Source organism: Modestobacter sp. SYSU DS0904 (assembly GCF_054051115.1).
On the sequence record NZ_JBJHAQ010000043.1, the window covers coordinates 1 to 24,415 of the forward strand.

Below are 24,415 nucleotides of genomic sequence, written 5' to 3' on the forward strand. Positions count from 1 at the left end.
CCCCCCCCCCCACAGCCGCCCCCCCCCCCCCCCCCCCCCCCGCCCCCCCCCCCCCCCCCCCCCCCCCTCGCCCCCCGGGGGGGGGGGCGCGCCCCCCCCCCCCCCACTTCGGCGACACGGGCGGTGGGCGGGTGAGCCGGGAGGTCGACGTCCCGGCGCTGGTCGACGGGGTCCTCGCCGGCGAGCGACGGGCGGTGGCCCGGGCGATCACCCTGGTCGAGTCGCGCCGGGCCGACCACCGGGACCGCGCCCAGGAGCTGCTCGTGCAGCTGCTGCCGCACGCCGGCGGAGCCCGCCGGGTCGGCATCAGCGGGGTGCCCGGCGTCGGCAAGTCGACGTTCATCGACGCCCTCGGCGTGCAGCTCACCGCCGCCGGGTCGCGGGTGGCGGTGCTCGCGGTCGACCCGTCGTCGGCGCGCTCGGGTGGGTCGGTGCTCGGCGACAAGACCCGGATGAGCCGGCTGGCCGTCGACCCCGCCGCGTTCATCCGGCCGGCGCCGACCGCCGGCACCCTCGGCGGGGTGGCGCAGGCGACCCGGGAGTCGATGGTGGTCGTCGAGGCCGCCGGGTACGACGTCGTCCTGGTCGAGACCGTCGGTGTGGGGCAGTCGGAGACCGCGGTCGCGGAGATGGTCGACTCGTTCCTCTTCCTCACCCTGGCCCGCACCGGTGACCAGCTGCAGGGCATCAAGCGCGGCATCCTGGAGATCGCCGACGTCGTCGCGGTCAACAAGGCCGACGGGCCGGGGGAGGCCGACGCCCGCCGGGCCGCCCGCGAGCTGGCCGGGGCGATGCGGATGTTGCGCGGTGCGGCGGTGCCGGTGCTGACCTGCGCCGGGCTCTCCGGTGCCGGGCTGGCCGAGCTGTGGGCCGCGGTGGTCGCGCACCAGGACGAGCGGCGGGCCTCCGGCGAGCTGGACCGGCGCCGGCGTGAGCAGCAGGTCCGCTGGGTCTGGCAGCTGGTGCGCGACGCCCTGGAGCACCGGCTGCGCGAGCACCCCGGCGTCCGCTCGCTCGCGCCGGAGCTGGAACGCGAGGTGCTGTCCGGCGAGCTCACCCCGGCGCTGGCCGCCCGCCGGCTGCTGGGCACCTTCCTCGGCTGAGCAACCCGCCGGGACCAGCGGCTGGGGACCGGGGGCTCAGGTCCGGAAGACGACGGTCCGCAGCATGACGAAGTTCCAGACGGTGCCGACCCCCTGGGACAGCGCCCAGGCCAGCGTCACCGTCCAGCTCCGGTCGGGGAGCAGGGCGAGGGCCGCCGCGTTGACCCCGAGGATGAGGAAGAACGTGCTGCCGTAGAGCAGCGCGAAGCCCAGCGCCTGCCGGCGGCCGCCCGCGACCCGGAAGGCCCAGCGGCGGTTGAGCACGTAGGCGGTCGTGGTGCCGCAGAGGAAGCTCAGCGCGCGTGCGGCGTGCACCCACAGGCCCAGGTGCAGGGCGAGGGTGTAGACGGTCAGGTCGACCACCGCGCCCAGCAGCCCCACCACGAGGAACCGGGTGGCCTGGGCCACCAGGCCGACGCGCGGCCCCGGATCAACCGACACGTGCCACTCCTGCCCGTCCGCGCGACCCGTACGCTGCGACGAGGCCCATCTGCCCGAGCGTAGTGAGCCGCGCAGCGGAGGTCGCTGTCGCCTCGGACACGTCCGACGGCAGCCGCACCGCCGTACCGCGTGGTGGACGACCGGTGGCCCGGACGTGGGGATGATGGGCACCGCCAGCAGTCGGTCCACGCTTGGAGCAGCAACCATGACCCGCATCGTGATCATCGGCGGCGGCCCGGCCGGGTACGAGGCGGCCCTGGTCGCCGCCCAGCTCGGCGCCGACGTCACCGTCGTCGAGCGGGACGGCATCGGCGGGGCGAGCGTCCTGTCCGACTGCGTGCCGTCCAAGACCTTCATCGCCTCGGCCGGCGCGATGACCGCGGTCCGCCACTCGGCCACCCTCGGCGTCGCCGGCACCGAGCTCGGCCGGGCCGCCATCGACCTGCCGGCGGTGAACACCCGGATCAAGGGGCTGGCGGTCGCCCAGTCCGCCGACATCCACCACCGCCTGGCGTCCGAGGGCGTGCGGATCATCGGCGCCTCCGCCCGGCTCGCCGACGAGGTCCGCGGGCTGACCGTGCACCGGGTCGAGGTGCTGGACGCCGACGGCCAGGTGACCGAGACGCTGGAGGGCGACGTCGTGCTGATCGCCACCGGCGCCGACCCCCGGGTGCTGCCCGGCGCGGAGCCCGACGGCGAGCGGATCCTGTCCTGGCGGGACGTCTACGAGCTCACCGAGATGCCCGAGCACCTGGTGGTGATCGGCTCCGGCGTCACCGGCGCCGAGTTCGCCTCCGGTTACCTGGAGGCCGGCGTCCCGGTCACCCTGGTCTCCTCCCGGGACCAGGTGCTGCCCGGTGAGGACTCCGACGCCGCCGCCGTGGTCGAGCAGGTGTTCCAGTCCCGGGGCGGGCGGATCGCCGAGCGCAGCCGGGCGCAGAGCGTCGTCCGCACCGAGAAGGGCGTGCGGGTCGAGCTCACCGACGGCCGGGTCGTCGAGGGCTCGCACGCGCTGATGACCGTGGGCACCGTGCCGAACACCAGCGGGTTGCAGCTGACGGAGTGCGGGGTCGAGCTGACGCCGTCCGGGCATGTCGTCGTCGACCGGGTCTCCCGCACCACCGTCCCCGGGATCTACGCGGCCGGTGACGTGACCGGGGTCTTCCAGCTCGCCTCGGTCGCCGCCATGCAGGGCCGGATCGCCATGTGGCACGCGCTGGGGGAGGCGGTCGCGCCGATCCGGCTGAAGACCGTCTCGGCCAACGTCTTCACCCACCCGGAGATCGCCACCGTCGGTGCGCAGGAGAAGACGCTGGCCGAGGACGCCGACGTCGAGGTGGTGCGGCTGCCGCTGGCGACCAACGCACGGGCCAAGATGGGCGACCTGCACGACGGGTTCGTGAAGCTGTTCACCCGCCGCTCCACCGACGTCGTCGTCGGCGGCGTCGTGGTCGCCCCCGGGGCGTCGGAGCTGATCCTGCCGATCGCGCTGGCGGTCACCAAGGGCCTCACCGCCGCCGACCTGGCGCAGACCTTCGCGATCTACCCGTCGCTGTCCGGGTCGATCACCGAGGCCGGGCGCCGGCTGATGGGCGTGGAGGACGAGCACAGCTGAGCTCCCCCTCGGGAGGGGGTGGGGTCAAGCCGGGGCACGGGTGGGCCGATGAGGGAGAGACGTCGTCCTTCTCGCAGGAGCTCCCGTGCCCCAGCTCACCCGGTCGCGCCATCCGCGGCTGCTCGTCCTCAGCCTCGCCCTCGTGGCGCTGGGGGCACCCATCGCGCTGCCCGGGACCGCGTCGGCGGCCCCGGCCACCGAGACCGTCGTCGGGCGGCTGGTGCAGGCCTGGCCGGAGCACGACCTCGAGCACGACGACGAGCACGACCACGAGGGCGCCGACGACCACGAGGAAGCCGCGGACGCCCCGCTGAGCTGGGTCGAGACCGCCTCCGGCGCGGTCCGCATCCCGACCGACGACCTCGCCGACGTGCCCGAGGCGGAGGTCGGGGCGAGGCTCGAGCTCACGCTCGGGCGGACGGTGCGGGACGAGCCGGCCGCCGAGGACGGGCTGCTCCCCGCCCGCGCGGTGCTCGACGCGTCGGTCGTCGCGCCTGCCCCGACGGCACCGCCGCTGGCCGCCGTCGACGGCGCCGCCGACGAGGTGACCGTGGTGCTCGCCGTGCCCCGCGGCGGCGTCGCGGACGGGCAGTCGCTGCAGCAGCTGGTCGACACGCTCAACGGCCCGGTCTCGGGCTTCTGGGCCGGGCAGACCGACGGCGCCATCCGGCTGCGCGTGCGCGCCGCCGTCGACCTGCGCGCCGCGCCCACGGCCGCCGGCTGCGAGGACCCTGCCGCGCTCTGGGAGGAGGTCGGCCGGCGCATCGGCTGGACCCGGGCGCCGCGTCAGCACCTGCTGGTCCACCTCCCCGCCGGCGCCAACGGCTGCTCGGTCGGGCTGGCCGAGGTCGGCCCGCACCGCACCGCCGGCGGCCGGGTCTACGTGCGCACGGCCGCGCCCACCGTGCTCGCGCACGAGCTGGGCCACAACTTCGGCCTCGGTCACTCCTCGGAGGTGCAGTGCGACCGGCAGGTCGAGACCGGTGCCTGCCAGATCACGCCCTACGCCGACTGGTACGACATCATGGGCATCTCCTGGTCCGAGGCCGGCACCCTCAGCGCCCCGCAGGCCGACCGGCTGGGCGTGCTCCCCGCCGACGAGGTGGTCACGGTGGGCCCGGACAGCCCGTGGGGCTCGTACGCCCTGGCCCCCGTCGCGGCCGCGACCGGGACCCGCGCGCTCCGGCTCGCCGCCGCCGACGGCTCGGTCTACTGGCTGGAGTACCGCGCCCCCGTCGGGCAGGACGACTGGCTGGGCTCCCCGTCCCGGAACTGGCCCGCGCTGCAGGCCGGGGTGGTGGTCCGCCGGTCCGGCGCGGTGCCGGACACCGCCCTGATGCTGGACGCCACCCCGAGCGCCGCCGCGCTCTGGGGGCAGGACCGGCAGGTGGCGGTGCCCCCGGGCACGTCGCTGACGCTGGCGGGCGGTCAGTTCACCGTCGCGGTGGACGGCCTGGGGTCGGTGGCCGCCGTCCGGGTGGCCGGCCGCCCCGGCGCGGTGCCCACCGGCGCCCAGGAGGGCATCGGCGGAGCCGGCTCCACCTACCTGCTGAACGACTCGTTCACCGGGCAGGCGACCACCGTGTTCACCTTCGGCGACCAGCGGGACATCGTGTACCGCGGTGACTGGGACGGCAACGGCACCGACACCCTCGCCGTCCGCCGCGGCAGCACGTTCTTCCTCCGGAACAGCAACAGCACCGGCCCGGCGGACGTCGTGTTCAGCTACGGCGACCCGGGGGACACCGTGCTGGTGGGCGACTGGGACGGCAACGGCACCGACACCCTCGCCGTCCGCCGCGGCAGCACCTTCTTCGTGAAGAACGACACCCGCAGCGGCGTCGCCGACGTCGTGTTCGGCTACGGCGACCCGGGGGACACCGTGCTGGTGGGCGACTGGGACGGCGACCGGGACGACACCCTGGTCGTGCGCCGCGGGGCCACCTACTTCGTCAAGAACGACACCCGCACCGGGGTCGCCGACGCGGTCTTCGGCTACGGCGACCCGGGCGACACCGTGCTCGTCGGGCGCTGGACGCGCGGCGCGGGGAGCACCCTCGCCGTGCGCCGGGGCGCCCTGTACTTCCTGCGGCACAGCCTGACCAGCGGCGTGGCCGACCAGGTCGTCGGCTACGGCGACCCGGGCGACACCGCGCTGGTGGGGGACTGGAACGGGGACGGGGTCGACGGGCTGGGCGTGCGCCGGTAGGCGTGCGCCGCTGGTCAGCCGGCCGCGTCGGTGATGGTGCAGAGGACGGCGCCGCTGGGCACGGTGGCGCCCACCTCGGCCGACAGCGCGCCCACCGTGCCCGCCTTGTGGGCGAGGATCGGCTGCTCCATCTTCATCGCCTCGAGGACGACGACGAGGTCACCGGCGGCGACCGTCGCGCCGTCGGCGACCGCGACCTTCACGATCGTGCCCTGCATCGGCGCGGTGAGGCCGTCGCCGGAGGCTGCACCGCCACCGCCGCCCCCGCTGCGCCGACGGGGCTTGGCCCCGCCGGCGGCCGGAGCCGCACCGCCGGCGGCCAGCCCGGCGGGCAGGGAGACCTCCAGCCGGCGGCCGCCGACCTCGACGACGACGGTCTGCCGGGGCTCCTCCTCGTCGGCGGCGGCCGGCGCGGCGGAGTACGGCGGCACCTGGTTGTCCCACCCGGTTTCGATCCAGCGGGTGTGCACCGTGAACGGCTCGCTGGTGAAGGCGGGGTCCCGCACGACCGCGCGGTGGAAGGGGACCACGGTCGGCATCCCCTCGACGATCAGTTCGTCCAGCGCGCGGCGGGCGCGCTGCAGCGCCTCGGTGCGGGTCGCACCGGTGACGATGAGCTTGGCCAGCATCGAGTCGAACGCGCCGGCCACCTCGCCGCCGGCCTCGACGCCGGAGTCCCAGCGCACGCCCGGGCCCTGCGGCACCTCGAGCCTGGTGACCGGGCCGGGGGCGGGCATGAAGTTCCGCCCGGCGTCCTCGGCGTTGATCCGGAACTCGATGCTGTGCCCGCGCGGGGTGGGGTCCTCGGTGATCTCCAGCGGCAGGCCCTCGGCGATCCGGAACTGCTGGCGCACCAGGTCGATGCCGGAGGTCTCCTCGGTGACCGGGTGCTCGACCTGCAGCCGGGTGTTCACCTCGAGGAAGGAGATCGAGCCGTCGGTGCCCACGAGGTACTCGACGGTGCCCGCGCCGTGGTAGCCGGCCTCGCGGCAGATCGCCTTCGCCGAGGAGTGGATCCGCTCCCGCTGCTCGTCGGTGAGGAAGGGCGCGGGGGCCTCCTCGACCAGCTTCTGGTTGCGCCGCTGCAGCGAGCAGTCGCGGGTGCCGACGACGACCACGGTCCCGTGGGTGTCGGCCAGCACCTGCGCCTCGACGTGCCGCGGCTGGTCCAGGAACCGCTCCACGAAGCACTCGCCGCGGCCGAAGGCGGCGACCGCCTCGCGCACCGCGGAGTCGAACAGCTCGGGGATCTCCTCCAGCGTGCGGGCGACCTTCAGCCCGCGGCCGCCGCCGCCGAACGCGGCCTTGATCGCCACCGGCAGCCCGTGCTCGCGGGCGAAGGCGACCACCTCGTCGGCGTCGGCCACCGGGTCCTTGGTGCCGGGCACCAGCGGGGCGCCGGCCCGGGTGGCGATGTGCCGGGCGGCGACCTTGTCACCGAGGTCGACGATCGCCTGCGGCGACGGGCCGATCCAGGTCAGGCCGGCGTCGATGACCGCCCGGGCGAAGTCGGCGTTCTCGGAGAGGAAGCCGTAGCCGGGGTGCACCGCATCGGCGCCGGAGGCCCGGGCGGCGTCCAGGATCTTCGCCACCACCAGGTAGGAGTCGCCGGGGGTGGTGCCGCCGAGCGCGAAGGCCTCGTCGGCGGCGCGCACGTGCAGGGCGTCCCGATCGGGCTCGGCGTAGACGGCGACGCTGGTGAGCCCGGCGTCCCGGCAGGCACGCGCCACCCGCACCGCGATCTCGCCGCGGTTGGCGATCAGGACCTTCTGCACGTTCGTTCTCCCTCGAGAGGCGGGTGGAGCGGGTGGGTCAGCGCTGCCAGAGCTCGGTGATCGGCACCCCGAGCGTCGCCAGCTGGGTGCGCAGCAGCGGCAGCGACAGGCCGATCACCGCCGACGGGTCGCCCTCCACGCGGCGGACGAACGCCGCGCCCAGCCCGTCCAGGGTGAAGGCGCCGGCGACGGCCAGCGGCTCACCGGTGGCCAGGTAGGCCTCGACCTCGGCGTCGGTGGGCTCGGCGAAGTGGATGACGGTCGAGGAGACGCCGACGTCGCGCTGGGCCACCCGGCCCTCGCGCACGTCGAACACCGCCTGGCCGGTGTGCAGCACGCCGCTGGAGCCGCTCATCCGCTGCCAGCGGAGCCGGGCGTCGGCGGCGTCGGCGGGCTTGCCCAGCGGCTTGCCGCGGAACTCCAGCAGCGAGTCCGCCCCGACCACCAGGGCGTCGGTCTGGTCCCGGGCGACCGCGCCGGCCTTCGCCGCGGCCAGCAGGGCGACCAGCTCGCCGACCCGGGGCGCGGTCACCGAGTCCTCGTCGAACCCGCTGACCACCACCTCCGGGTTCAGCCCGGCCTGCCGCATGAGCTGGAGCCGGGCCGGGGACTGGGACGCCAGCACCAGGCGCCGGGGGGTCACGCGGGGCCTCCGGCCGCGCGCCAGCCGCCCGGGCCGGCCTGCAGGGCCCGGCGGTGCAGGCCGGCCGGGGACGCCCAGGCGCCGACCGGGGTGGGCCGGCGGCGGGGACGGCGGGCCGACAGCGCGGCGACCACGACGGTCAGCGCGGCGAGCTCCTCGGCGGAGGGCGCGCCGCGGACGACGCGCAACAGCGGGGTGGCCATCTTCTCGTCCTGTCGTGAGGAGTGGGGCCCGGAGGGTCCCGCGATCGAGCGACCGAGCGGCTCCGTGGCGGCCGGGGACGGCACCTGGTCGCGGTGCGGCCCGGAGGATCGCGGTGTCACAGCGGGATGTTCCCGTGCTTCTTGGGGGGCAGCGTCTGCCGCTTGTTGGCCAGCAGCCGCAGTGCCCGGACGACGTGGACGCGGGTGTGCGAGGGCGGGATCACCGCGTCGACGTACCCGCGGTCGGCGGCGACGTACGGCGACAGGAGCGCGTCCTCGTACTCGGTGATCAGCTCCGCGCGGCGGGCCTCCGGGTCCTCGGCGGCGGCCAGCTCCTTGCGGTAGAGGATGCCCACGGCGCCCTGCGCGCCCATCACCGCGATCTGCGCCGTCGGCCAGGCGAGGTTGACGTCGGCGCCCAGGTGCTTGGAGCCCATCACGTCATAGGCCCCGCCGTAGGCCTTCCGGGTGATCACGGTGATCTTCGGGACGGTCGCCTCGGCGTAGGCGTAGATCAGCTTCGCGCCGCGCCGGATGATGCCGTCCCACTCCTGCGAGGTGCCGGGCAGGAAGCCGGGGACGTCGACGAAGGTGAGCACCGGGACGTTGAAGGCGTCGCAGGTGCGCACGAACCGCGCCGCCTTCTCGCTGGCGTCGATGTCCAGCGTGCCGGCGAGCTGGGTCGGCTGGTTGGCGACGACGCCGACCGGGCGGCCCTCCACCCGGCCGAAGCCGGTCAGGATGTTCGGCCCGAACAGCGCCTGCACCTCGAGGAACTCGCCGTCGTCGAGCACGTGCTCGATCACGGTGTGCATGTCGTAGGGGGTGTTCGCCGAGTCCGGGACGAAGGTGTCCAGCTCGAGGTCGTCGTCGGTGAGCGCCTCGGGCAGGGCGACGTCGACCGGGGGCACCTCGACGGCGGGCAGCGGGTCGAGGTTGTTGCTGGGCAGGTAGGACAGCAGCGCCTTCACGTAGTCCAGCGCGTCGGCCTCGTCCTCGGCCAGGTGGTGCGCGACGCCGGACTTGGTGTTGTGCGTCCGCGCCCCGCCCAGCTCCTCCAGCGTGACGTCCTCGCCGGTGACGGTCTTCACCACGTCCGGGCCGGTGATGAACATCTGGCTGGTCTTGTCGACCATCACGATGAAGTCGGTGAGGGCGGGGGAGTAGACGTGCCCGCCGGCGGCCGGGCCCATCACCAGGGAGATCTGCGGGATCACGCCGGAGGCGTGCACGTTGCGGCGGAAGATCTCCGCGTACAGCCCGAGGGAGACCACGCCCTCCTGGATCCGCGCGCCGCCGCCCTCGTTGATCCCGACCACCGGGCAGCCGGTGCGCAGCGCCAGGTCCAGCACCTTCACGATCTTCTCGCCGTAGACCTCACCGAGGCTGCCGCCGAACACCGTGGCGTCCTGGGAGAACACGCACACCGGGCGGCCGTCGACCGTGCCGTGGCCGGTGACCACGCCGTCGCCGAAGGGCCGGCGGGCGTCCATGCCGAAGTTGGTGGACCGGTGCCGGGCGAACTCGTCCAGCTCGGTGAAGGAGCCCGGGTCCAGCAACGCCTCGATCCGCTCCCGGGCGGTCATCTTCCCGGCGGCGTGCTGCTTCTCCACCGCGCGCGCGGAGCCGGCGTGCGTGGCCTCCTGGACCCGCCGTTCGAAGTCCGCGAGCTTCCCGGCGGTGGTGTGCAGGTCGACGTCGGCGGGGAGGTCTTCCCCCGCGCTCCCGAGTTCGGCGGCACTCACGGGCCGTAGCGTAGTGACGTGACCGACGGCCAGCCTCCGGCAGCACCCCACCCCGACCGTCCTCCCCTCGATGCGGAGGCGCTGACCGCCGCGCTGGCCGGTGGGCTGTGGCGGTCGGTGGAGGTGGTCGACGAGGCCGGCTCGACCAACGCCGACCTCGTCGCCCGTGCCGTGGCGGAGGAGGCGGAGGACCAGGTCGCGGAGGGCCAGGTGCTGGTCGCCGAGCACCAGGTGGCCGGGCGTGGGCGGCTGGACCGCAGCTGGACGTCCCCGCCGCGCGCCGGGCTCACCGTGTCGGTGCTGCTGCGGCCCGACGTCCCCGCCGCCCGGCGCGCCTGGCTGTCCCTGCTCACCGGCGTCGCACTCGCCGAGGCGGTGGGCGAGGTCGCCGGCGTCCGGGCCTCGCTGAAGTGGCCCAACGACCTGCTGGCCCCCGGCGGCGCCAAGCTCGCCGGGATCCTGGCCGAGAGCTCGGGCCCGGCCGTCGTCGTCGGGGTGGGGCTCAACGTCTCCACCACCGCGGACGAGCTGCCCGACACCGGGACGTCGCTGGCGCTGGTGCGCGGGGAGCCGGTCGACCGGTCCGCCGTCCTGCTCGGCTTCCTGCGGGTGCTGGAGCGCCGGTACCGCCGCTGGGTGGCGGCCGTGGGGGACCCGGTCTCCTCCGGTCTCGCCGCCGACTACCTGGCCTGGTGCGGCACGGTGGGCAGCGAGGTCGCCGTGACCATGCCGGACGGCTCGGTCCTCGACGGCGTCGCGGAGGCCGTCGACTGGGACGGCCGGCTGGTAGTGCGCACCCCGGCCGGCGTGCTCGAGCTGGCCTCCGGCGACGTGCGGCACGTGCGGGGGAGATGACCCTCCGGCCCCGCGGCGGGCCCGCCGAGCGCGCTGTCGCGCGCAGGTTCCGTGGCGGGTCGCGGGTGGGTGCGTGACCTGGGGGAAGAGGTGGTTCATCCTGGCGTGGTGGCGTACCCGGACAAGGTGCTCGGCGACGACGAGGAGGTCGTGGCGCACCTGCACCCGCACTGGCTGACCGTCTTCTGGCCGATCGTGGGCTTCCTCGCGCTCGTCGGGGCGGCGTCCTTCGGGGTGGCGCTGGTGCCCGCGGGCGACCAGCAGGCCACGTGGCGGCTGGTGGTGGTCGCGGTGGCGGCCGTGCTCGCCCTGTTCCTCGTCGTGGTCCCGCTGCTGCGCTGGCGGACGACGCACTACGTCGTCACCACCCACCGGCTGCTGTACCGCACGGGCATCCTCTCCCGGCAGGGCCGGGACATCGGGCTGTCCCGGATCACCGACGTCTCCTACCGGCAGACGCTGTGGGAGCGGGTCGTCCGGTCGGGCACCGTGTCGATCGAGACGGCGGGGGAGGGCGGCCCCACCGTGCTCGCCGCCATCCCGGACAGCGAGGGCGTGCAGCAGCTGCTCAACCAGCTGGTCGAGGAGGACGCCGACCGGCGCGCGTGGGGCTCGTACCCGGGCGGCTCCGGCCCCGTCGCGCACTGACCCCGGCGCCCGGCCTGGGGCGGTTGGGACGGGTGTGACGACGCCGGCGGAACCTGACGAGGAGCCGGCCGGATTCTGGAGTGTTCCAACTGAACGTGACCACTCATGCGCGATTAGCGTCCTCGGCGGGGGTCACCGGACCGGTCCCTCACGCACACCGAACCCGGGGGAGGGCCTCGTGTCCACGCACAGGACGACGACGGTCGGACGCAACCGCCGACCGAACACGAGCGCCTCCGCGGGCCGGGTCCACCAGGCCGCGGCCACCCCGGGGCAGCCGGAGGTCCCGGGGGTCCTGCGCGGGGAGATCCGCTCGCTCACCGGCCTGCGCATCGTCGCCGCCGCGTGGGTGGTGTCCTTCCACTTCATGTTCACCCCGGGCAGCGCCTACGAGTCGGTGTGGGGTCCGCTGCGGCCGCTGCTGAACACCGGGGCGCTCGGCGTCGACCTGTTCTACGTGCTGAGCGGCTTCGTCATCACGCTGTCCTACCTCGAGCTGGGCCGGCGGCCGGGCGCGCGGTCCACGGTCACCTTCTGGTGGGCGCGGATCTGCCGGGTCTGGCCGGTGTACGCCGTCGTCACCACGCTGTTCGGCGGCTGGCTGCTGCTGCGGTCGACCTGGGTGACCGACGGGAACCTGGCCTACCAGACCGAGCAGCCGGTGCTCGACGGCTGGCACTACCTGGAGCAGCTGCTGATGGTGCAGCTGTGGACCCGGCCCTCCTTCGAGGGCGCCTCGTGGGTCGGCCCCGGCTGGTCGATCAGCGCCGAGTGGCTCGCCTACGTGTGCTTCCCCGTGCTCGTGCTGGTCCTCTGGCGGCTGAAGTCGCTGCCGGCGGTGGTCACCGGGGCGCTCGCGGTGCTGGCGATGGTCCCGCTCGCCTACGTCTGCTACCGCACGGGTGGGCCCTACTTCCCCTGGAGCTGGGTGCTGCGGATCGGTGGCGGCTTCCTGGCCGGCGCGCTCACCTGCCTGGCCGTCCGCCGGATCCGGGTGACCCCCCGGGTGGAGCGGATCGCCGCCGGGGTGGCGGCGTTCGCCCTGCTGGAGATCCTGCTCGGGCTGTGGTGGGGCTTCAGCCGCGGCGGCGGGGAGGGCAACTACGGCGGCGTCGTGGTGGTGGCCTTCCCGGTGCTGGTGGGCGCCCTCGCGATCTCCCGGACCGGCCTGAGCCGGGTGCTGGCCACCGAGCCGATGGTGCACGGCGGCCGCATCTCCTTCAGCTGGTACCTGGTGCACATCCCGCTGTTCGAGATCCTCTGGAACTGCATGGACTGGGTCCCCGGCTTCGCGCCCGGCACCCCGCTGGCCACCGCGGTCGTCCCGCACGTGCTGATCTTCTCGGTCCTGCTGGCCCACCTCTGCTACCGCTACCTGGAGGAGCCGGCCCGCAAGTGGCTGCGCACCCGTGGCCCCGGGCGGCTGGACCGGCGCACCCGGCCGGTCGTGCCGGCCGCCCCTGCCACGGTCTCCCGGACCACGGTCTCCCCGGCGGTGGCCGCTCCGGCGGTGACCGCCCCGGCGTCGGCCGCCGCGGCCGTGGCGACCCCGCTGACGGCCCCCCGTCCGCGCACCGGGGTCGAGCCCAACCGGCTGGACGCCGTCCCCGCCGGGGCCTGGCCGGTCCCGCAGCCGAGCCGGCTGCCGTAGCCGGACGGGTCCGTCACGGTGCGCCTGGCCGGTTCTGTCGGACCCCCCACCTAGCCTCGCGGCATGCGCCTCCTGCACACCTCCGACTGGCACATCGGCCGGTCCCTGCACGGCACCGACCTGCTCGCCGAGCAGGAGCGGGTGCTGGGCGCACTGGTCGACGTGGTGGTCGCGGAGTCCGTCGACGCGGTCCTGGTGGCCGGTGACGTCTACGACCGGGCGGTGCCCTCGGCCGATGCCACGGCGCTGCTGGACCGGGTGCTGATGCGGCTGCGCGCCGCCGGCGCGGAGGTGGTCCTGACCCCGGGCAACCACGACTCGGCCCGCCGGCTGGGCTTCGCCTCCGGGCTCCTGGCCGCCTCCGGTGTCCACCTGCGCGCGGCCACCCCGCTGCTCGACGAGCCGGTGCTGCTCGCCGACCGGTACGGCGAGGTGGCGGTCTACGGGGTGCCCTACCTCGAGCCGGCGGTCGCCCGGCACGAGCTCCAGCTCACCGAGACCCCGGGCAGCGGCAGCCACGCCTCGGTGCTCACCGCCGCGATGGACCGCGTCCGGGCCGACCTGTTCCTCCGCCCGGGCGCGCGCTCGGTCGTGCTGGCGCACGCCTTCGTCGGCGGCGGCCTGCCCAGCGACAGCGAGCGGGACATCTGCGTCGGCGGCGTGGACCTGGTGCCGCTGTCGGTCTTCGACGGGGTCGACTACGTGGCCCTGGGGCACCTGCACCGGCCGCAGTCGCTGAGCGACCGCGCCCGGTACAGCGGCTCCCCGCTGGCCTACTCCTTCGGCGAGGCGGGCCAGGTCAAGCAGGCGTGGCTGGTCGACCTCGACGCCACCGGGCTGGCCGACGTCCGCGCCGTCCCGCTCCCCGCGCCCCGGCAGCTCAGCGTCCTCACCGGTGACCTGGAGCAGCTGCTCGCCGATCCGTCGCTGGCCGCCGTCGAGGAGCACTTCGTCTCCGCCCGGCTCACCGACCCGGTCCGCCCGTCCGACCCGATGCGTCGGCTGCAGCAGCGCTTCCCGCACTGCGTCCACCTGGAGTGGCAGGGCGCCGCCGCCGGCGACGACCACCGCAGCTACACCGAGCGGCTGCGCGGCCGCAGCGAGCTCGACGTGGCCCTGGAGTTCGTCGACCACGTCCGGGGCGCCCCGGCGAGCACCTCGGAGCGGACCCTCCTCGGCCGGGCACTCGCCGTCGCCGACCGCGAGGACGCCCTGCGATGAGGGTCCACCGGCTGTCCCTGACCGCCTTCGGCCCGTTCCCCGGCACCGTGGACGTCGACTTCGACGAGGTCGGTCGCGACGGGCTCTTCCTGCTCTGGGGCCCCACCGGCGCCGGCAAGACCACCCTGCTGGACGCCGTCGTGTTCGCCCTCTACGGCACGGTCCCCGGCGCCCGCGGCGAGGAGAAGCGGCTGCGCTCCCACCACGCGACCGACGAGGTGCGCACCGAGGTGGCGTGCGAGGTCACGCTGGGCGGGGAGCGGCTGCAGGTGAGCCGCCGGCCGGAACAGCAGCGGCCCAAGAAGCGGGGCACCGGCTGGACGACCGAGCAGGCGCGGCTGGTGGTGCAGCGGTGGACCGGGTCGGCCTGGGAGCCGGTGAGCACGCGCATCGACGAGGGGTCCGAGCACCTGCGCCGGCGGCTGGGGCTGTCGGCCGAGCAGTTCTGCCAGGTCGTGCTCCTCCCGCAGGGCGACTTCGCCCGTTTCCTGCGTGCCGAGCCGGAGGACCGGACCAGGCTGCTGCGCACCCTGTTCGACGTCGAGCGCTTCGCCCGGGCCGAGGACTGGCTGGCCGAGCAGCGCCGGGTGGCCGAGGAGACGGTCCGGGGTCTGCGCGCCGGGGTGAGCTCCCTGCTGGCCCGGGTGGCGCAGGTCGCCGACGTCGAGGTCCCCGAGGAGCTGGCGCTGGAACTGGTGGGCGTGGCGAGCCCCGCCGGCCGGGCCGCCACCTGGGTGACCGGGGTGCGGACCGCGGCGGCGGCGGAGCTGGACCGCGCCACGACGGCCGCCGCCGCCGCGGCGGCGGACAAGCAGCGGGTCGACGTCGCGCTCGCCACCGCCCGCGACCTCGACCAGCGGCATCTGCGGCGCGACCGGGCGCGCACCGAGCTCACCCGCGCCGAGGCCGAGGCGGCGGAGATGGCCGCGCTGCGGGTCGAGGCCGACGCCGCCCAGCGCGCCGGGCAGCTGCGGGACGTCATCGCGGCCGCCCGCCGGACGGCGGAGGCCGCCGGCACGTCCTGCGCGCGGGCCCGCCGGTCGTGGGTCGAGGTCGCCGGCGCCGAGCAGGCCACCCCGGCGCTGGCGCGGGCGCTCCGCGACGAGGTGGCCGCGCTCCGGGTGCTGCTCCCGGAGGTCGACCGCGCGGCCGAGCTGCGCCGTCGTGCCGAGGCGCTGGTCGTCCGGGTCGCCGAGGGTGGGCAGCGGTGTGCGGCTCTGGGCGTCGAGGCGGACACCTGGCCGGGCCGGCTCACCGCCGCAGAGGAGCTGCTCCGCGCGGCCGAGACGGCGGCGGCCCGGCTGCCCGGCCTCAGCACTGCGCGGTCCACCCGGGAGGCGGCGGTCGCGGCCGCGCGGGAGGCAGCGGCGCTGACGCCCCGGGTCGAGGGTCTGTGGCAGCAGGTCGAGGCCGCGCGAGAGTCCTGGCTCGATGCCCGGGAGGCCCGCGCGGACCTGCTGGCGCGCCGGCTGGCGGGCATGGCCGGGGAGCTCGCCGCTGCGCTCGTGGCGGGCGCCGAGTGCGCCGTCTGCGGGTCCACCGAGCACCCGCGGCCGGCCGCCGCCCTCGAGCCGCTGGTGACCGAGGCGGCCGAGGAGGCGGCGCGGGTCCGGGTCGACGAGGCCGAGGCGGCGCTGAGCACGGCCCGCACCCAGCACCAGCAGCTGGTCGAGCAGCTGGCCACGCGCCGGGCGCAGGCCGGTGACCAGCCGCTGGACGAGCAGCTCACCGAGCTGACCCGGCTGCGCGAGGCGGAGCAGGCGGCGTCCACCGAGGCCGCCGAGGTCCCGGCGCTGCGGGCGCGGCTGGTCGAGCTGCGCGCGGCCAGCGACTCCGCGGCCGCCCGGCTGGCCGGGCTGCGCGAGGAGCTGGAGGTGCAGCGCGCCGAGCTGGTGGCCGTCGAGGAGGCCGTCGCCGCGGTCCGGGACCGGCTCGACACCGCCCGGGGCGACGACCCCGACCTCGCGACCCGCGTCGCGCGGCTGGACCGGTGGGCCGATCGCTGCGAGCAGCTGGTGACCGCCGAGCGCGAGGAGCTGGAGGCCCGCGCGGCGGCCGACAGCGCCCGGGAGGTCGCCGCGGCCCGGGTGGTGGAGGCGGGGTTCGCCGACGTCGCCGCGGCCGCGGCCGCGGTCCGTGAGCCGGGCCGGCTGGCCGAGCTCGGCCGCCGGCTCGACGAGCATGCACGGCGTCGGGCGGTCGCCGAGGCGGCGCTGGCCGAGCCCGACCTGGCCGACCTGCCCCCGCGCCCCGACCTCACCGCGCTGGAGGCCTCCTGCGCGCAGGTGACGTCCGCGCGGGAGGCCGCCGTCTCCGCCCTCGACGTGGCCCGCACCCGGGTCGAGCACCTCGACCGCCTGGCCGGGGAGCTGACCGCCGCTGACGTCGAGCTGGACGACGCCCGGGTCCGGGCCGAGCAGGTCGGGGACCTCGCCGACCTGGTCAACGGGCGCGGGGCCAACACCCGGCGCATGCGGTTGGAGTCCTTCGTGCTGGCCGCGCGGCTCGAGCAGGTCGCCGCCGTGGCCAGCCGCCGGCTGTCGGACATGTCGGGCGGCCGCTACACGTTCCTGCACAGCGACGCCCAGGCCCGGCACGGGGCCCGGGGCGGGCTGGGGCTCGACGTCCTGGACGAGTACACCGGCGTCCGGCGGCCGACCAAGACGCTCTCCGGCGGGGAGAGCTTCATGGCGTCCCTCGCGCTGGCGCTCGGCCTGGCCGACGTCGTCACCGCCGAGAACGGCGGCGTGCAGATCGACACCCTCTTCGTCGACGAGGGCTTCGGCAGCCTCGACCCACAGGCGCTGGACGCGGTGATGACGGTGCTCGACGAGCTGCGTCGGGGCGGTCGGACGGTCGGGCTGATCAGCCACGTCGAGGAGGTCCGCAACCGCATCCCCAGCCGGCTCGAGGTGGTGGCCAGCCGGAACGGCTCCCGGCTCGCCGGCTGATCGAGGTCCTGCGACCGGTCAGCGGGCGCTGCTGGGAGCGGACGCGACGGCCGTCTCGGCCGGCGGGAACACCCACTTCTTGTAGCAGAGGAACCGCAGCACCGTGCCCAGCCCGATCGAGACCAGGTTGACCAGCTGCAGCACCAGCGCGTCCTCCTGACCCAGCGGGTAGCGGACCAGGGCCACCACGGCGAGGTTCAGCAACAGGGTCAGGCCGTTGACCACCACGAACAGCACGTACTCCCGCCGGAACCCGGTGCGGGCGCGATGCGAGAACGACCAGTGGCGGTGGGCGAAGTACGCCACGGTCATCGACACCAGCGTGGAGCCCAGCCGAGCCGTGACCGCGCCGACGTCGGCGTGCGCGTACAACAGCTGGAACAGCCCCAGGTCGATCACCAGGCAGACGGCCCCGACCACGCCGAAGGCGCCCATCTCCTTGACCAGCAGCCGCCATGCGCCACCGATCGAGCGGGACGTCGGGAGCGGAGGGCGCACGAGCGTCGAGTCTAGGCGCGCCCGCCCCGGCCGGCCGATCGCCGACGCGAACACCGGTGGGTGACTGTCCTTCTCGACGGGGCAAGGGAGGATGGGGGCGTGAGGCGGAACAACAGGACCCCGGCGAGCCGGGGCAGACGACCAGGTGCGGTGCGCGCCGGCGTGGCGTGCGCGGCCGCGGTCGGGCTTCTCGCCGGCTGCGCCGGCAGCGACGGTGACCAGGTGCGGGCGGTGGAGAGCTCCAGTACGCCCCCCTCGGCCACGGCGAGCTCCACCCCGCCGACCACCAGCGCGCCGGCCACCGGCGCGCCGGCCACCTCCTCCAGCGGTGGCCCCAGCGCGGTGTCCGCGCCGGCGGGCACCTCCTCCCCGGGCTTCCTGCCGCCGGGGTCCGAGCCCGAGACGTTCGCCGCCGTCGGCGACTCGATCACCGCCGGCTCCATCCCGCTGGACGGTCCGACCGCCGGCGTGGGCACCTGGGTGACCGCCACCGCCACCGAGCCGCTGGAGCTGGCCGACGGCTGGGCGGTCCCGGGCGCCACGACCGCGGACATGCTCGCGGCCGTCGACCCGATGGACGCCGACCACCTCGTGCTGATGGGCGGCACGAACGACGTGATCCGCGGTCTCGACCCCGACCAGGCGATGGCCAACCTGGTCGCGGTGGCGGCCGAGGCCGGCATCCCGGACGTCGTCCTGGCCGCCATCCCGCCGCTGGACTCCCACCCGGACGCCGCGATCGACTTCAACCGGCGGCTGGCCGAGCTCGCGCAGCAGCAGGGCTGGCAGTTCGTCGACCCGTGGGAGGGGATCGGCGACGGCGGCGGCTACCTGCCGGGCACCTCGGCGGACGGCATCCACCCCTCGGCCGGGGTCGTCGACCTGGTGGGCACCCGGATCCGGGCCGCCGTGCTCTACGGCGAGGACCGGTGAGCGGCACCGGAGCCACCCGCCCGTCTCCCGGCGCGGCGCTGGACCCCCGGACCGGCCTGCCGGTGGTGGCGATGGTCGGCGGCGGCCAGCTGTCCCGGATGACCCACCAGGCGGCCGTCGCGCTCGGCCAGTCCGTGCGTGTCCTCGCCGCCGACGCGGCCGAGTCCGCCGCGCTGGTGGCCGCCGACGTCCAGCTGGGTGACCACCGGGAGCTCGCCGACCTGCGTCGCCTCGCCGAGGGCGCCACCGTGGTCACCTTCGACCACGAGCACGTGCCCACCGAGCACCTCCGCGCGCTCGAGGACGCCGGTCACCGGGTGGCCCCGGGGCCCGCCGCGCTGGTGCACGCCCAGGACAAGCTGGTGCTCCGCCGGGCGCTGGCCGCCGCCGGTGAGCCGCAGCCGGCCTGGGCCGAGGTGCGCACCGTGCACGACGCCGCCGCGTTCGCCGAGCAGGTCGGCTGGCCGGTGGTGCTGAAGACCCCGCGCGGCGGCTACGACGGCAAGGGCGTCTTCGTGGTGTCCGGACCCGACCAGGTCGCCGACCTGCTCGAGCGGCACGGCACCCTCCTCGCCGAGGAACGGGTCGCGATGACCCGGGAGCTGTCCGCCCAGGTGGCCCGCTCCCCGTTCGGTCAGGTCGCGGTCTGGCCGGTGGTGGAGACGGTGCAGCGCGACGGCGTCTGCAACGAGGTGTACGCCCCGGCGCCGGGACTGAGCGAGGAGAAGGCCACCGCGGCCCAGGAACTCGCCGTCCGGATCGCCGACGCCCTCGGCGTCGTCGGCATGCTCGCCGTCGAGCTGTTCGAGACCGCCGGGGGAGTGCTGGTCAACGAGCTGGCCATGCGGCCGCACAACTCCGGGCACTGGACCATCGAGGGCGCCCGCACCAGCCAGTTCGAGCAGCACCTGCGCGCCGTCCTGGACTACCCGCTGGGCTCCACGGCGATGACCGCCCCGGTGGTCGTGATGGCCAACGTGCTCGGCGGCGACGCCTCGGCCGACGACTGGTCCGGGCCGGGGCTCGACGAGCGGGTGCACCACCTGATGGCGCACTGGCCGGACGTGAAGCTGCACTGGTACGGCAAGGGCCAGCGCCGCGGCCGCAAGCTCGGGCACGTCACCGCGCTGGGGGAGGACCTCGCCGAGGTCCGGGCCCGCGCGGTCGCCGCTGCCCGCTACCTCGCCGACGGCGTGGTCGACCCCGCCTTCGCCTTCGCCGACCACCCCGCGGCCGATCACCCCGCCGACCACCCCGCCGCCGACCACCCCGCCGCCGACCACCCGGAGCACTGACCGCATGGCACCCAGCAGCGACCCGATCGTCGGCATCGTCATGGGCAGCGACTCCGACTGGCCGATGATGGAGCCCGCCGCCCAGGCGCTGGACGAGTTCGAGGTGCCGTGGGAGGCGCACGTCGTCTCCGCCCACCGCACCCCGCGCCGGATGCTCGACTACGCGGAGTCCGCGGCCGGGCGGGGGCTGCGGGTGGTCGTGGCCGGCGCCGGGGGAGCAGCGCACCTGCCGGGGATGGTCGCCGCGGCCACCCCGCTGCCGGTGATCGGCGTGCCCCGGCCGCTGGACCGCCTCGACGGGCTGGACAGCCTGCTGTCCATCGTGCAGATGCCGGCCGGCGTCCCGGTGGCGACGGTGTCGATCGGTGGGGGCCGCAACGCCGGGCTGCTCGCCGTCCGCATCCTGGCCGCCGGCGACGACGCGCTGCGGGCGCGGGTCGAGCGGTTCCAGGCCGACCTGGCCGCGTCCGTCGTCGCCCGGGACGACGCGCTGCAGGACCGCTTCGACCCCGCCTGACCCCTCCCTCCGCGCCGAAGTGGCCACAATGGCGCGGCCTGTCGTCGACGTGGCCACGTCGGCGAGGAGGGGTGAGGTTGCTTCCCGCCGGGGTGCGGCGGGCTTAGCATCTACTCGTGGGTAACAACGCTGGCCTGTACGCGCTGACCGAGGAGCACGAGGCGATCCGGGAGGCGGTCCGGGAGATCGCCTCACGCGAGATCGCGCCGTTCGCCGCCGAGGTCGACGCCGAGTCGCGCTACCCGGTCGAGGCGCAGAAGGCGCTCACCGCGGCCGGTTTCCACGCCACCCACCTGCCCGAGGCGTACGGCGGCGAGGGCGCCGACGCGATCGCCACCTGCATCGTCATCGAGGAGGTGGCCCGGGTCGACGTCAGCGCCTCGCTGATCCCCGCGGTCAACAAGCTCGGCTCGGTGCCGGTGATCCTGGCCGCGTCCGAGGAGCTCAAGCAGCTGGTGCTGCCCTCCATCGCCGCCGGCGACGCGATGATCAGCTACGGCCTGTCCGAGCGGGAGGCCGGTTCCGACGCCGCCGCGATGCGCACCCGGGCCCGGCTCGAGGGCGACAGCTGGGTGCTCAACGGGACGAAGGCGTGGATCACCAACGCCAGCGTCTCCGAGTGGTTCACGGTCATGGCCGTCACCGACCCGGAGAAGGGGGCCAACGGCATCTCCGCGTTCGTCGTGCACCGCGACGACCCGGGCTTCGCGGTAGGGCCCAAGGAGAAGAAGATGGGCATCAAGGGCTCGCCCACCTGCGAGCTGTACTTCACCGACTGCACCATCCCGGCCGACCGCATCGTCGGCGAGCCCGGCACCGGGTTCAAGACCGCGCTGCGCACCCTCGACGTCACCCGGCCGACCATCGGCGCGCAGGCCGTCGGGGTCGCGCAGGGCGCGCTGGACGCCGCGGTGGCCTACACCAAGGAGCGTCGCCAGTTCGGGTCCGCGGTCGCCGACTTCCAGGGCGTGCAGTTCATGCTCGCCGACATGGACATGAAGGTGCAGGCCGCCCGGCACCTGGTGTACGTGGCCGCGGCCGCCGGGGACCAGGGGCGTCCCGACGTCACCCGGGTGTCCGCCGCGGCCAAGGCCTTCGCCTCCGACGTCGCGATGCAGGTGACCACCGACGCCGTCCAGCTCTTCGGCGGGGCGGGGTACACCCAGGACTTCCCGGTCGAGCGGATGATGCGCGACGCGAAGATCACCCAGATCTACGAGGGCACCAACCAGGTGCAGCGCATGGTGATCGCCCGCAGCCTGCTCCGGTAGCGGCCCCGCCCGCGGTGTGCGAGGTCACCGGCGCTTCAGGTGTCGCGCCGGCCTCGAGTGGGCAGAGCCGTTTCGATCCGGTCAGCAGCAGGCCGGGGACTCGCCTGCCGTCAGGCCGGCCGGCCGGCCCACAGGAGCGGCCATGCAGGTCTGGTCCCTGTCCACCACCCTCGATCGTCCTGCGCGGTCCTCGACCATGCGCCGCGCCGGGCTGGGCGACGGCTTGCTCCGGGCGCTGTGGGTCAGCGTGGGACTGCTGCTCGCACTGCGGGTCGTCCAAGGTGCACGGGCGGGTTTCGACCTGGGCGTCGTGCTGGTGGCCGGCCAGCACCTGCTCGACGGGCAGCCGGTCTACGACGACCCGTTCTTCCTCTACCTGCCCAGCGCCGCGCTGCTGGCGGCTCCTCTCGCGCTGCTGCCCGGCTCCCTCGTCGTGGCCGGGGGCGCCCTGGCGGCCGGGCTGGCGATCGTCTGGGTGGTCACCGCGTCGGTGCGGCTGCTGAACCCGGCGGCGCCGGACTGGTTGGCGCCCACCGTCCTGGTCGGGGCGCTGATCAGCCTCCCCGGCGGGGCTCTCGTCTACGGCGCCAACACCGAGTTCGTCGCGCTGGCTGCGCTCCCGCTGCTCTACCGCTGGGCCGCCGACCGGCGCTGGACCCGGTTCGGGCTGCTCCTCGGCCTGACCGTCGCGGTCAAGCCGATCCTCGTCGGCCTGGTGCTGCTCCCGTTGCTCGCCCGCCGGTGGCGGGCGGTCGGCTGGGCGGTGGTGGTCCCGGTGGTGCTGTCCGCCCTGGCGCTGGCGCTGATGCCCGACCGCGGGCAGTTGCTCGGCACAGCGCTCCCGCGCCTGCTCGGTGGCCCCCCGACCCCGTTCCTCGGCGTCGACGCCTCGCTGTCAGGGGTGCTGCGCGGCCTCGGGGTCGGGGAACCCTGGTCACTCGCTGCCAGGGCCGCCGTGGCGCTGCTCGGCCTCGGCGCCGCCGTCGTCCGCTGGCACCGGCCAGGTGACCCGACGACCCGGGTCGTGGAGTCGGGCACGTTGGTCGTGCTCACGACCACCGTGGCCTCCTCGGTCGCCTGGGACCACTACGCGTTGTTCGCCATCCCGGCTCTCGTCCTGGTCACCCGGCCCGACGCGCTGGTGCGTCGCGGCTGGCTGATGTGGCCCTGCCTGCTGCCGTTGCTCGCGGAGTTCGTCCCGCCGGCCCCGGCCGGGCCGCTGAGCTACGGCGTCCGCGCCGGGGTGGCCCTCCTCGCACTCCTGGTGGTCCTGGCCGGCACGGCGCTGCGGCGGCCGCGGGCGCCGCAGCCCGCTGAGGTTGGGCCGGATCAGCCGCCGGCGGGCACCCGGGCGAGCAGCACGAACTCGTTGTAGGTGAAGAACCGCCCGGCCCAGCGCGGGAACGGGAAGGACCACCGGCGCTCCACCGTCAGCCCCAGCTCCCGGCACAGGTCCGCAAGACCGGCGAAGTCGACGAACCGCACGTGCGTCTCGTCGGAGGCGTAGCCGCGCTCCTGGGGGCAGATGAGCACCACCCGGCCACCGGGGCGGACGTACCGGAGGTGGTCGCGCAGCAGGCGCAGCGCCAGCTCGCGGTCGATGTGCTCGACCAGGTGGGCGGCGAGCAGCGAGTCGAACGCCCCGGGGACGGCGTACCGGGTCTGCGGGAACTCCTCGTTGGTGAAGGCGACCAGCCCGCGGGCGCGCGCCGCCGCCACCGACGAGGGGTTGTGGTCGATGCCGACGCCGTTGCCGTCCAGGTGTGCCAGGTTCCGCCCCAGCCCGCAGCCCAGGTCCAGGGTGCGGCCGAGGTTGAGCCGGCGCAGGTTCCAGCGGTAGGGCCGTTGCACGTCCAGCCGCTGCTTCCACGACTGCCCGGCCAGCCGGGACAGCCGGGCGGTGTACTCGGCCCCCGCGGTGTCCGCCGGCGGGCCAGGTCGGGATGTGGGCTCAGGCGTCGGCATCGGCCCATCCTCCCCGATCGGAGGCACCCGGCGCGCCGGGTCTCAGTCGAGCAGCCGGGAGACCGCCGACAACCGGGAGTCACCGGCCATCGACGCCAGCCAGGTCGCCCAGCCCGGCCGGGTGCGCACCGCCTCCAGCGCGCTGCGGGCGGCCGCGCGGTCGCCGCGGCGGGAGGCGGCCAGCGCCGCGTACAGGTCGCGCGCGCCCTCCGGGGCGAACACGGCGAGGGTCTCGTAGTCGCGCTCGTCGTAGGCGCGCTGCAGGTTCCGCAGCATCCGGAGCTGGGCCACCGGGTCGCCGGAGTCGTCGACCCGCAGGTCGATCCGCACCCCGTCGTCGTCCTCGGTGGCCGGCTCCCCGCCGACGACGAGCAGGGCGGCCGACTGCCGACCGCGCAGGTCGCCGCCGGCGTCCTGGCCCGCGGTCAGCGCGGCCAGCAGCCGGTCGGCGAGCGGCCCGCCGGCGGAGCCGAAGGCGGCCGACATCGCCGGCAGCACGTCGGGGGAGGTGAGCATGTTGCCCTGCACGCTGAACCCGTCACCGAGCAGGTGCCCGCTGGCCGGCAGCGACCCGCGCCCGGTGTCCGCGGCGACCCGTCCGGTGGCGTCGAGCACCGCGATCTGCCGGTCGACGTCCTCGGCGGCGTGCGAGGCGTGCCGCACCAGGTCCTGCGGGGAGGTGCCCGCCGCCAGGCCGGCCATCAGCGAGGTGCCCAGCCCCCGCCGGCTGCGGGCCTGCACCGCCACCACCCCCACCCCGGGCCGCACGGTCGGGACGGCCCGGCCGACGGCGAGGATGCAGGAGGAGACCGCGATGCCCAGGTCCCCGGTGCCCGGGTCCCGGGCGATGACGGAGAAGGTCATCGGCTCTCGTTC

21 protein-coding genes are annotated in these 24,415 nt (G+C 75.5%); 13 read left to right on the top strand and 8 right to left on the bottom strand.

Annotated features, from left to right (window positions below):
• Nucleotides 1-131: 131 nt before the first annotated feature.
• Nucleotides 132-1,103 (top strand): methylmalonyl Co-A mutase-associated GTPase MeaB, encoded by a 972-nt coding sequence (gene meaB, locus ACI79U_RS19045; protein WP_457070982.1) that lies wholly within the window; start codon nt 132-134, stop codon nt 1,101-1,103.
• Nucleotides 1,104-1,139: 36 nt separating this feature from the next.
• On the opposite strand, the gene ACI79U_RS19050 is transcribed toward meaB, so the two are convergent.
• Entirely contained in the window at nt 1,140-1,544 is a 405-nt protein-coding gene (locus tag ACI79U_RS19050; RefSeq protein ID WP_457070984.1) for a GtrA family protein, read from the bottom strand.
• A gap of 205 nt (nt 1,545-1,749) precedes the next feature.
• Between ACI79U_RS19050 and ACI79U_RS19055 the strand changes: the two genes are divergently transcribed.
• The gene (locus ACI79U_RS19055) at nt 1,750-3,159 is read left to right on the top strand and encodes an NAD(P)H-quinone dehydrogenase (protein WP_457070986.1); all 1,410 of its coding nucleotides are present in this window, start codon (nt 1,750-1,752) and stop codon (nt 3,157-3,159) included.
• Between the two features lie 85 nt (nt 3,160-3,244).
• Entirely contained in the window at nt 3,245-5,368 is a 2,124-nt protein-coding gene (locus ACI79U_RS19060; RefSeq protein ID WP_457070988.1) for a reprolysin-like metallopeptidase, read from the top strand.
• A gap of 14 nt (nt 5,369-5,382) precedes the next feature.
• Here ACI79U_RS19060 and ACI79U_RS19065 read toward each other — a convergent pair whose 3' ends face one another.
• The 4 genes from ACI79U_RS19065 to ACI79U_RS19080 form a co-directional block, all read right to left on the bottom strand.
• Nucleotides 5,383-7,143, bottom strand: a complete 1,761-nt coding sequence (locus ACI79U_RS19065; protein WP_457070990.1) for an acetyl/propionyl/methylcrotonyl-CoA carboxylase subunit alpha — start codon at nt 7,141-7,143, stop codon at nt 5,383-5,385.
• Nucleotides 7,144-7,180: 37 nt separating this feature from the next.
• Entirely contained in the window at nt 7,181-7,786 is a 606-nt protein-coding gene (locus ACI79U_RS19070; RefSeq protein ID WP_457070992.1) for a Maf family protein, read from the bottom strand.
• Nucleotides 7,783-7,989, bottom strand: coding sequence for an acyl-CoA carboxylase subunit epsilon (locus ACI79U_RS19075; protein WP_457070994.1), 207 nt, complete (start codon nt 7,987-7,989; stop codon nt 7,783-7,785). The genes ACI79U_RS19070 and ACI79U_RS19075 overlap by 4 nt, the downstream gene beginning before the upstream one ends.
• Nucleotides 7,990-8,105: 116 nt before the next feature.
• Nucleotides 8,106-9,734: an acyl-CoA carboxylase subunit beta gene (locus tag ACI79U_RS19080; RefSeq protein ID WP_457070996.1), complete on the bottom strand. Its 1,629-nt coding sequence runs from the start codon at nt 9,732-9,734 to the stop codon at nt 8,106-8,108.
• Between the two features lie 18 nt (nt 9,735-9,752).
• Between ACI79U_RS19080 and ACI79U_RS19085 the strand changes: the two genes are divergently transcribed.
• The 5 genes from ACI79U_RS19085 to ACI79U_RS19105 all read left to right on the top strand — a co-directional run bounded on the left by ACI79U_RS19085 (nt 9,753) and on the right by ACI79U_RS19105 (nt 17,060).
• On the top strand, nt 9,753-10,589 hold the full coding sequence (locus ACI79U_RS19085; RefSeq protein ID WP_457070999.1) for a biotin--[acetyl-CoA-carboxylase] ligase: 837 nt from the start codon (nt 9,753-9,755) through the stop codon (nt 10,587-10,589).
• Between the two features lie 108 nt (nt 10,590-10,697).
• Nucleotides 10,698-11,237: a PH domain-containing protein gene (locus ACI79U_RS19090; protein WP_457071001.1), complete on the top strand. Its 540-nt coding sequence runs from the start codon at nt 10,698-10,700 to the stop codon at nt 11,235-11,237.
• Nucleotides 11,238-11,415: 178 nt separating this feature from the next.
• Nucleotides 11,416-12,888: an acyltransferase family protein gene (locus tag ACI79U_RS19095; protein WP_457071003.1), complete on the top strand. Its 1,473-nt coding sequence runs from the start codon at nt 11,416-11,418 to the stop codon at nt 12,886-12,888.
• Nucleotides 12,889-12,951: 63 nt separating this feature from the next.
• Nucleotides 12,952-14,109 (top strand): exonuclease SbcCD subunit D, encoded by a 1,158-nt coding sequence (locus ACI79U_RS19100; protein WP_457071005.1) that lies wholly within the window; start codon nt 12,952-12,954, stop codon nt 14,107-14,109.
• Nucleotides 14,106-17,060, top strand: coding sequence for an AAA family ATPase (locus tag ACI79U_RS19105; protein ID WP_457071008.1), 2,955 nt, complete (start codon nt 14,106-14,108; stop codon nt 17,058-17,060). Before ACI79U_RS19100 ends, ACI79U_RS19105 begins: the two co-directional genes overlap by 4 nt.
• A gap of 18 nt (nt 17,061-17,078) precedes the next feature.
• On the opposite strand, the gene ACI79U_RS19110 is transcribed toward ACI79U_RS19105, so the two are convergent.
• The gene (locus ACI79U_RS19110) at nt 17,079-17,558 is read right to left on the bottom strand and encodes a GtrA family protein (RefSeq protein ID WP_457071010.1); all 480 of its coding nucleotides are present in this window, start codon (nt 17,556-17,558) and stop codon (nt 17,079-17,081) included.
• 231 nt (nt 17,559-17,789) lie between these two features.
• On the opposite strand from ACI79U_RS19110, the gene ACI79U_RS19115 reads away from it, so the two are divergent.
• From ACI79U_RS19115 to ACI79U_RS19135, 5 genes are all read left to right on the top strand, one after another.
• Nucleotides 17,790-18,491: a GDSL-type esterase/lipase family protein gene (locus ACI79U_RS19115; RefSeq protein ID WP_457071013.1), complete on the top strand. Its 702-nt coding sequence runs from the start codon at nt 17,790-17,792 to the stop codon at nt 18,489-18,491.
• The gene (locus tag ACI79U_RS19120) at nt 18,488-19,786 is read left to right on the top strand and encodes a 5-(carboxyamino)imidazole ribonucleotide synthase (protein WP_457071015.1); all 1,299 of its coding nucleotides are present in this window, start codon (nt 18,488-18,490) and stop codon (nt 19,784-19,786) included. The genes ACI79U_RS19115 and ACI79U_RS19120 overlap by 4 nt, the downstream gene beginning before the upstream one ends.
• A gap of 4 nt (nt 19,787-19,790) precedes the next feature.
• Complete coding sequence (gene purE, locus ACI79U_RS19125; RefSeq protein ID WP_457071016.1) at nt 19,791-20,303, top strand: 5-(carboxyamino)imidazole ribonucleotide mutase; 513 nt, start codon at nt 19,791-19,793, stop codon at nt 20,301-20,303.
• Between the two features lie 116 nt (nt 20,304-20,419).
• Nucleotides 20,420-21,574, top strand: a complete 1,155-nt coding sequence (locus tag ACI79U_RS19130; protein ID WP_457071018.1) for an acyl-CoA dehydrogenase family protein — start codon at nt 20,420-20,422, stop codon at nt 21,572-21,574.
• A 142-nt stretch (nt 21,575-21,716) separates the two neighbouring features.
• A complete protein-coding gene (locus ACI79U_RS19135; RefSeq protein WP_457071020.1) occupies nt 21,717-22,949 on the top strand; it encodes a glycosyltransferase 87 family protein in 1,233 nt (410 codons plus the stop codon).
• Here ACI79U_RS19135 and ACI79U_RS19140 read toward each other — a convergent pair.
• Together ACI79U_RS19140 and ACI79U_RS19145 are read right to left on the bottom strand one after the other, a co-directional pair.
• Nucleotides 22,904-23,539: a class I SAM-dependent methyltransferase gene (locus ACI79U_RS19140; RefSeq protein ID WP_457071022.1), complete on the bottom strand. Its 636-nt coding sequence runs from the start codon at nt 23,537-23,539 to the stop codon at nt 22,904-22,906. The two genes, ACI79U_RS19135 and ACI79U_RS19140, sit on opposite strands and share 46 nt — an antisense overlap.
• 42 nt (nt 23,540-23,581) lie before the next feature.
• Nucleotides 23,582-24,403, bottom strand: a complete 822-nt coding sequence (locus ACI79U_RS19145) for a DUF1028 domain-containing protein (RefSeq protein WP_457071025.1) — start codon at nt 24,401-24,403, stop codon at nt 23,582-23,584.
• Nucleotides 24,404-24,415 lie beyond the last annotated feature (12 nt).

Excerpts from the sequence above, each read along its gene's own strand:
- ACI79U_RS19055 (WP_457070986.1), top strand. The coding sequence starts at position 1,750 with ATGACCCGCATCGTGATCATCGGCGGCGGCCCGGCCGGGTACGAGGCG.
- ACI79U_RS19075 (WP_457070994.1), bottom strand. The coding sequence starts at position 7,989 with ATGGCCACCCCGCTGTTGCGCGTCGTCCGCGGCGCGCCCTCCGCCGAG.
- ACI79U_RS19100 (WP_457071005.1), top strand. The coding sequence starts at position 12,952 with ATGCGCCTCCTGCACACCTCCGACTGGCACATCGGCCGGTCCCTGCAC.
- ACI79U_RS19105 (WP_457071008.1), top strand. The coding sequence starts at position 14,106 with ATGAGGGTCCACCGGCTGTCCCTGACCGCCTTCGGCCCGTTCCCCGGC.
- purE (WP_457071016.1), top strand. The coding sequence starts at position 19,791 with ATGGCACCCAGCAGCGACCCGATCGTCGGCATCGTCATGGGCAGCGAC.
- ACI79U_RS19135 (WP_457071020.1), top strand. The coding sequence starts at position 21,717 with ATGCAGGTCTGGTCCCTGTCCACCACCCTCGATCGTCCTGCGCGGTCC.
- ACI79U_RS19140 (WP_457071022.1), bottom strand. The coding sequence starts at position 23,539 with ATGCCGACGCCTGAGCCCACATCCCGACCTGGCCCGCCGGCGGACACC.
- ACI79U_RS19145 (WP_457071025.1), bottom strand. The coding sequence starts at position 24,403 with ATGACCTTCTCCGTCATCGCCCGGGACCCGGGCACCGGGGACCTGGGC.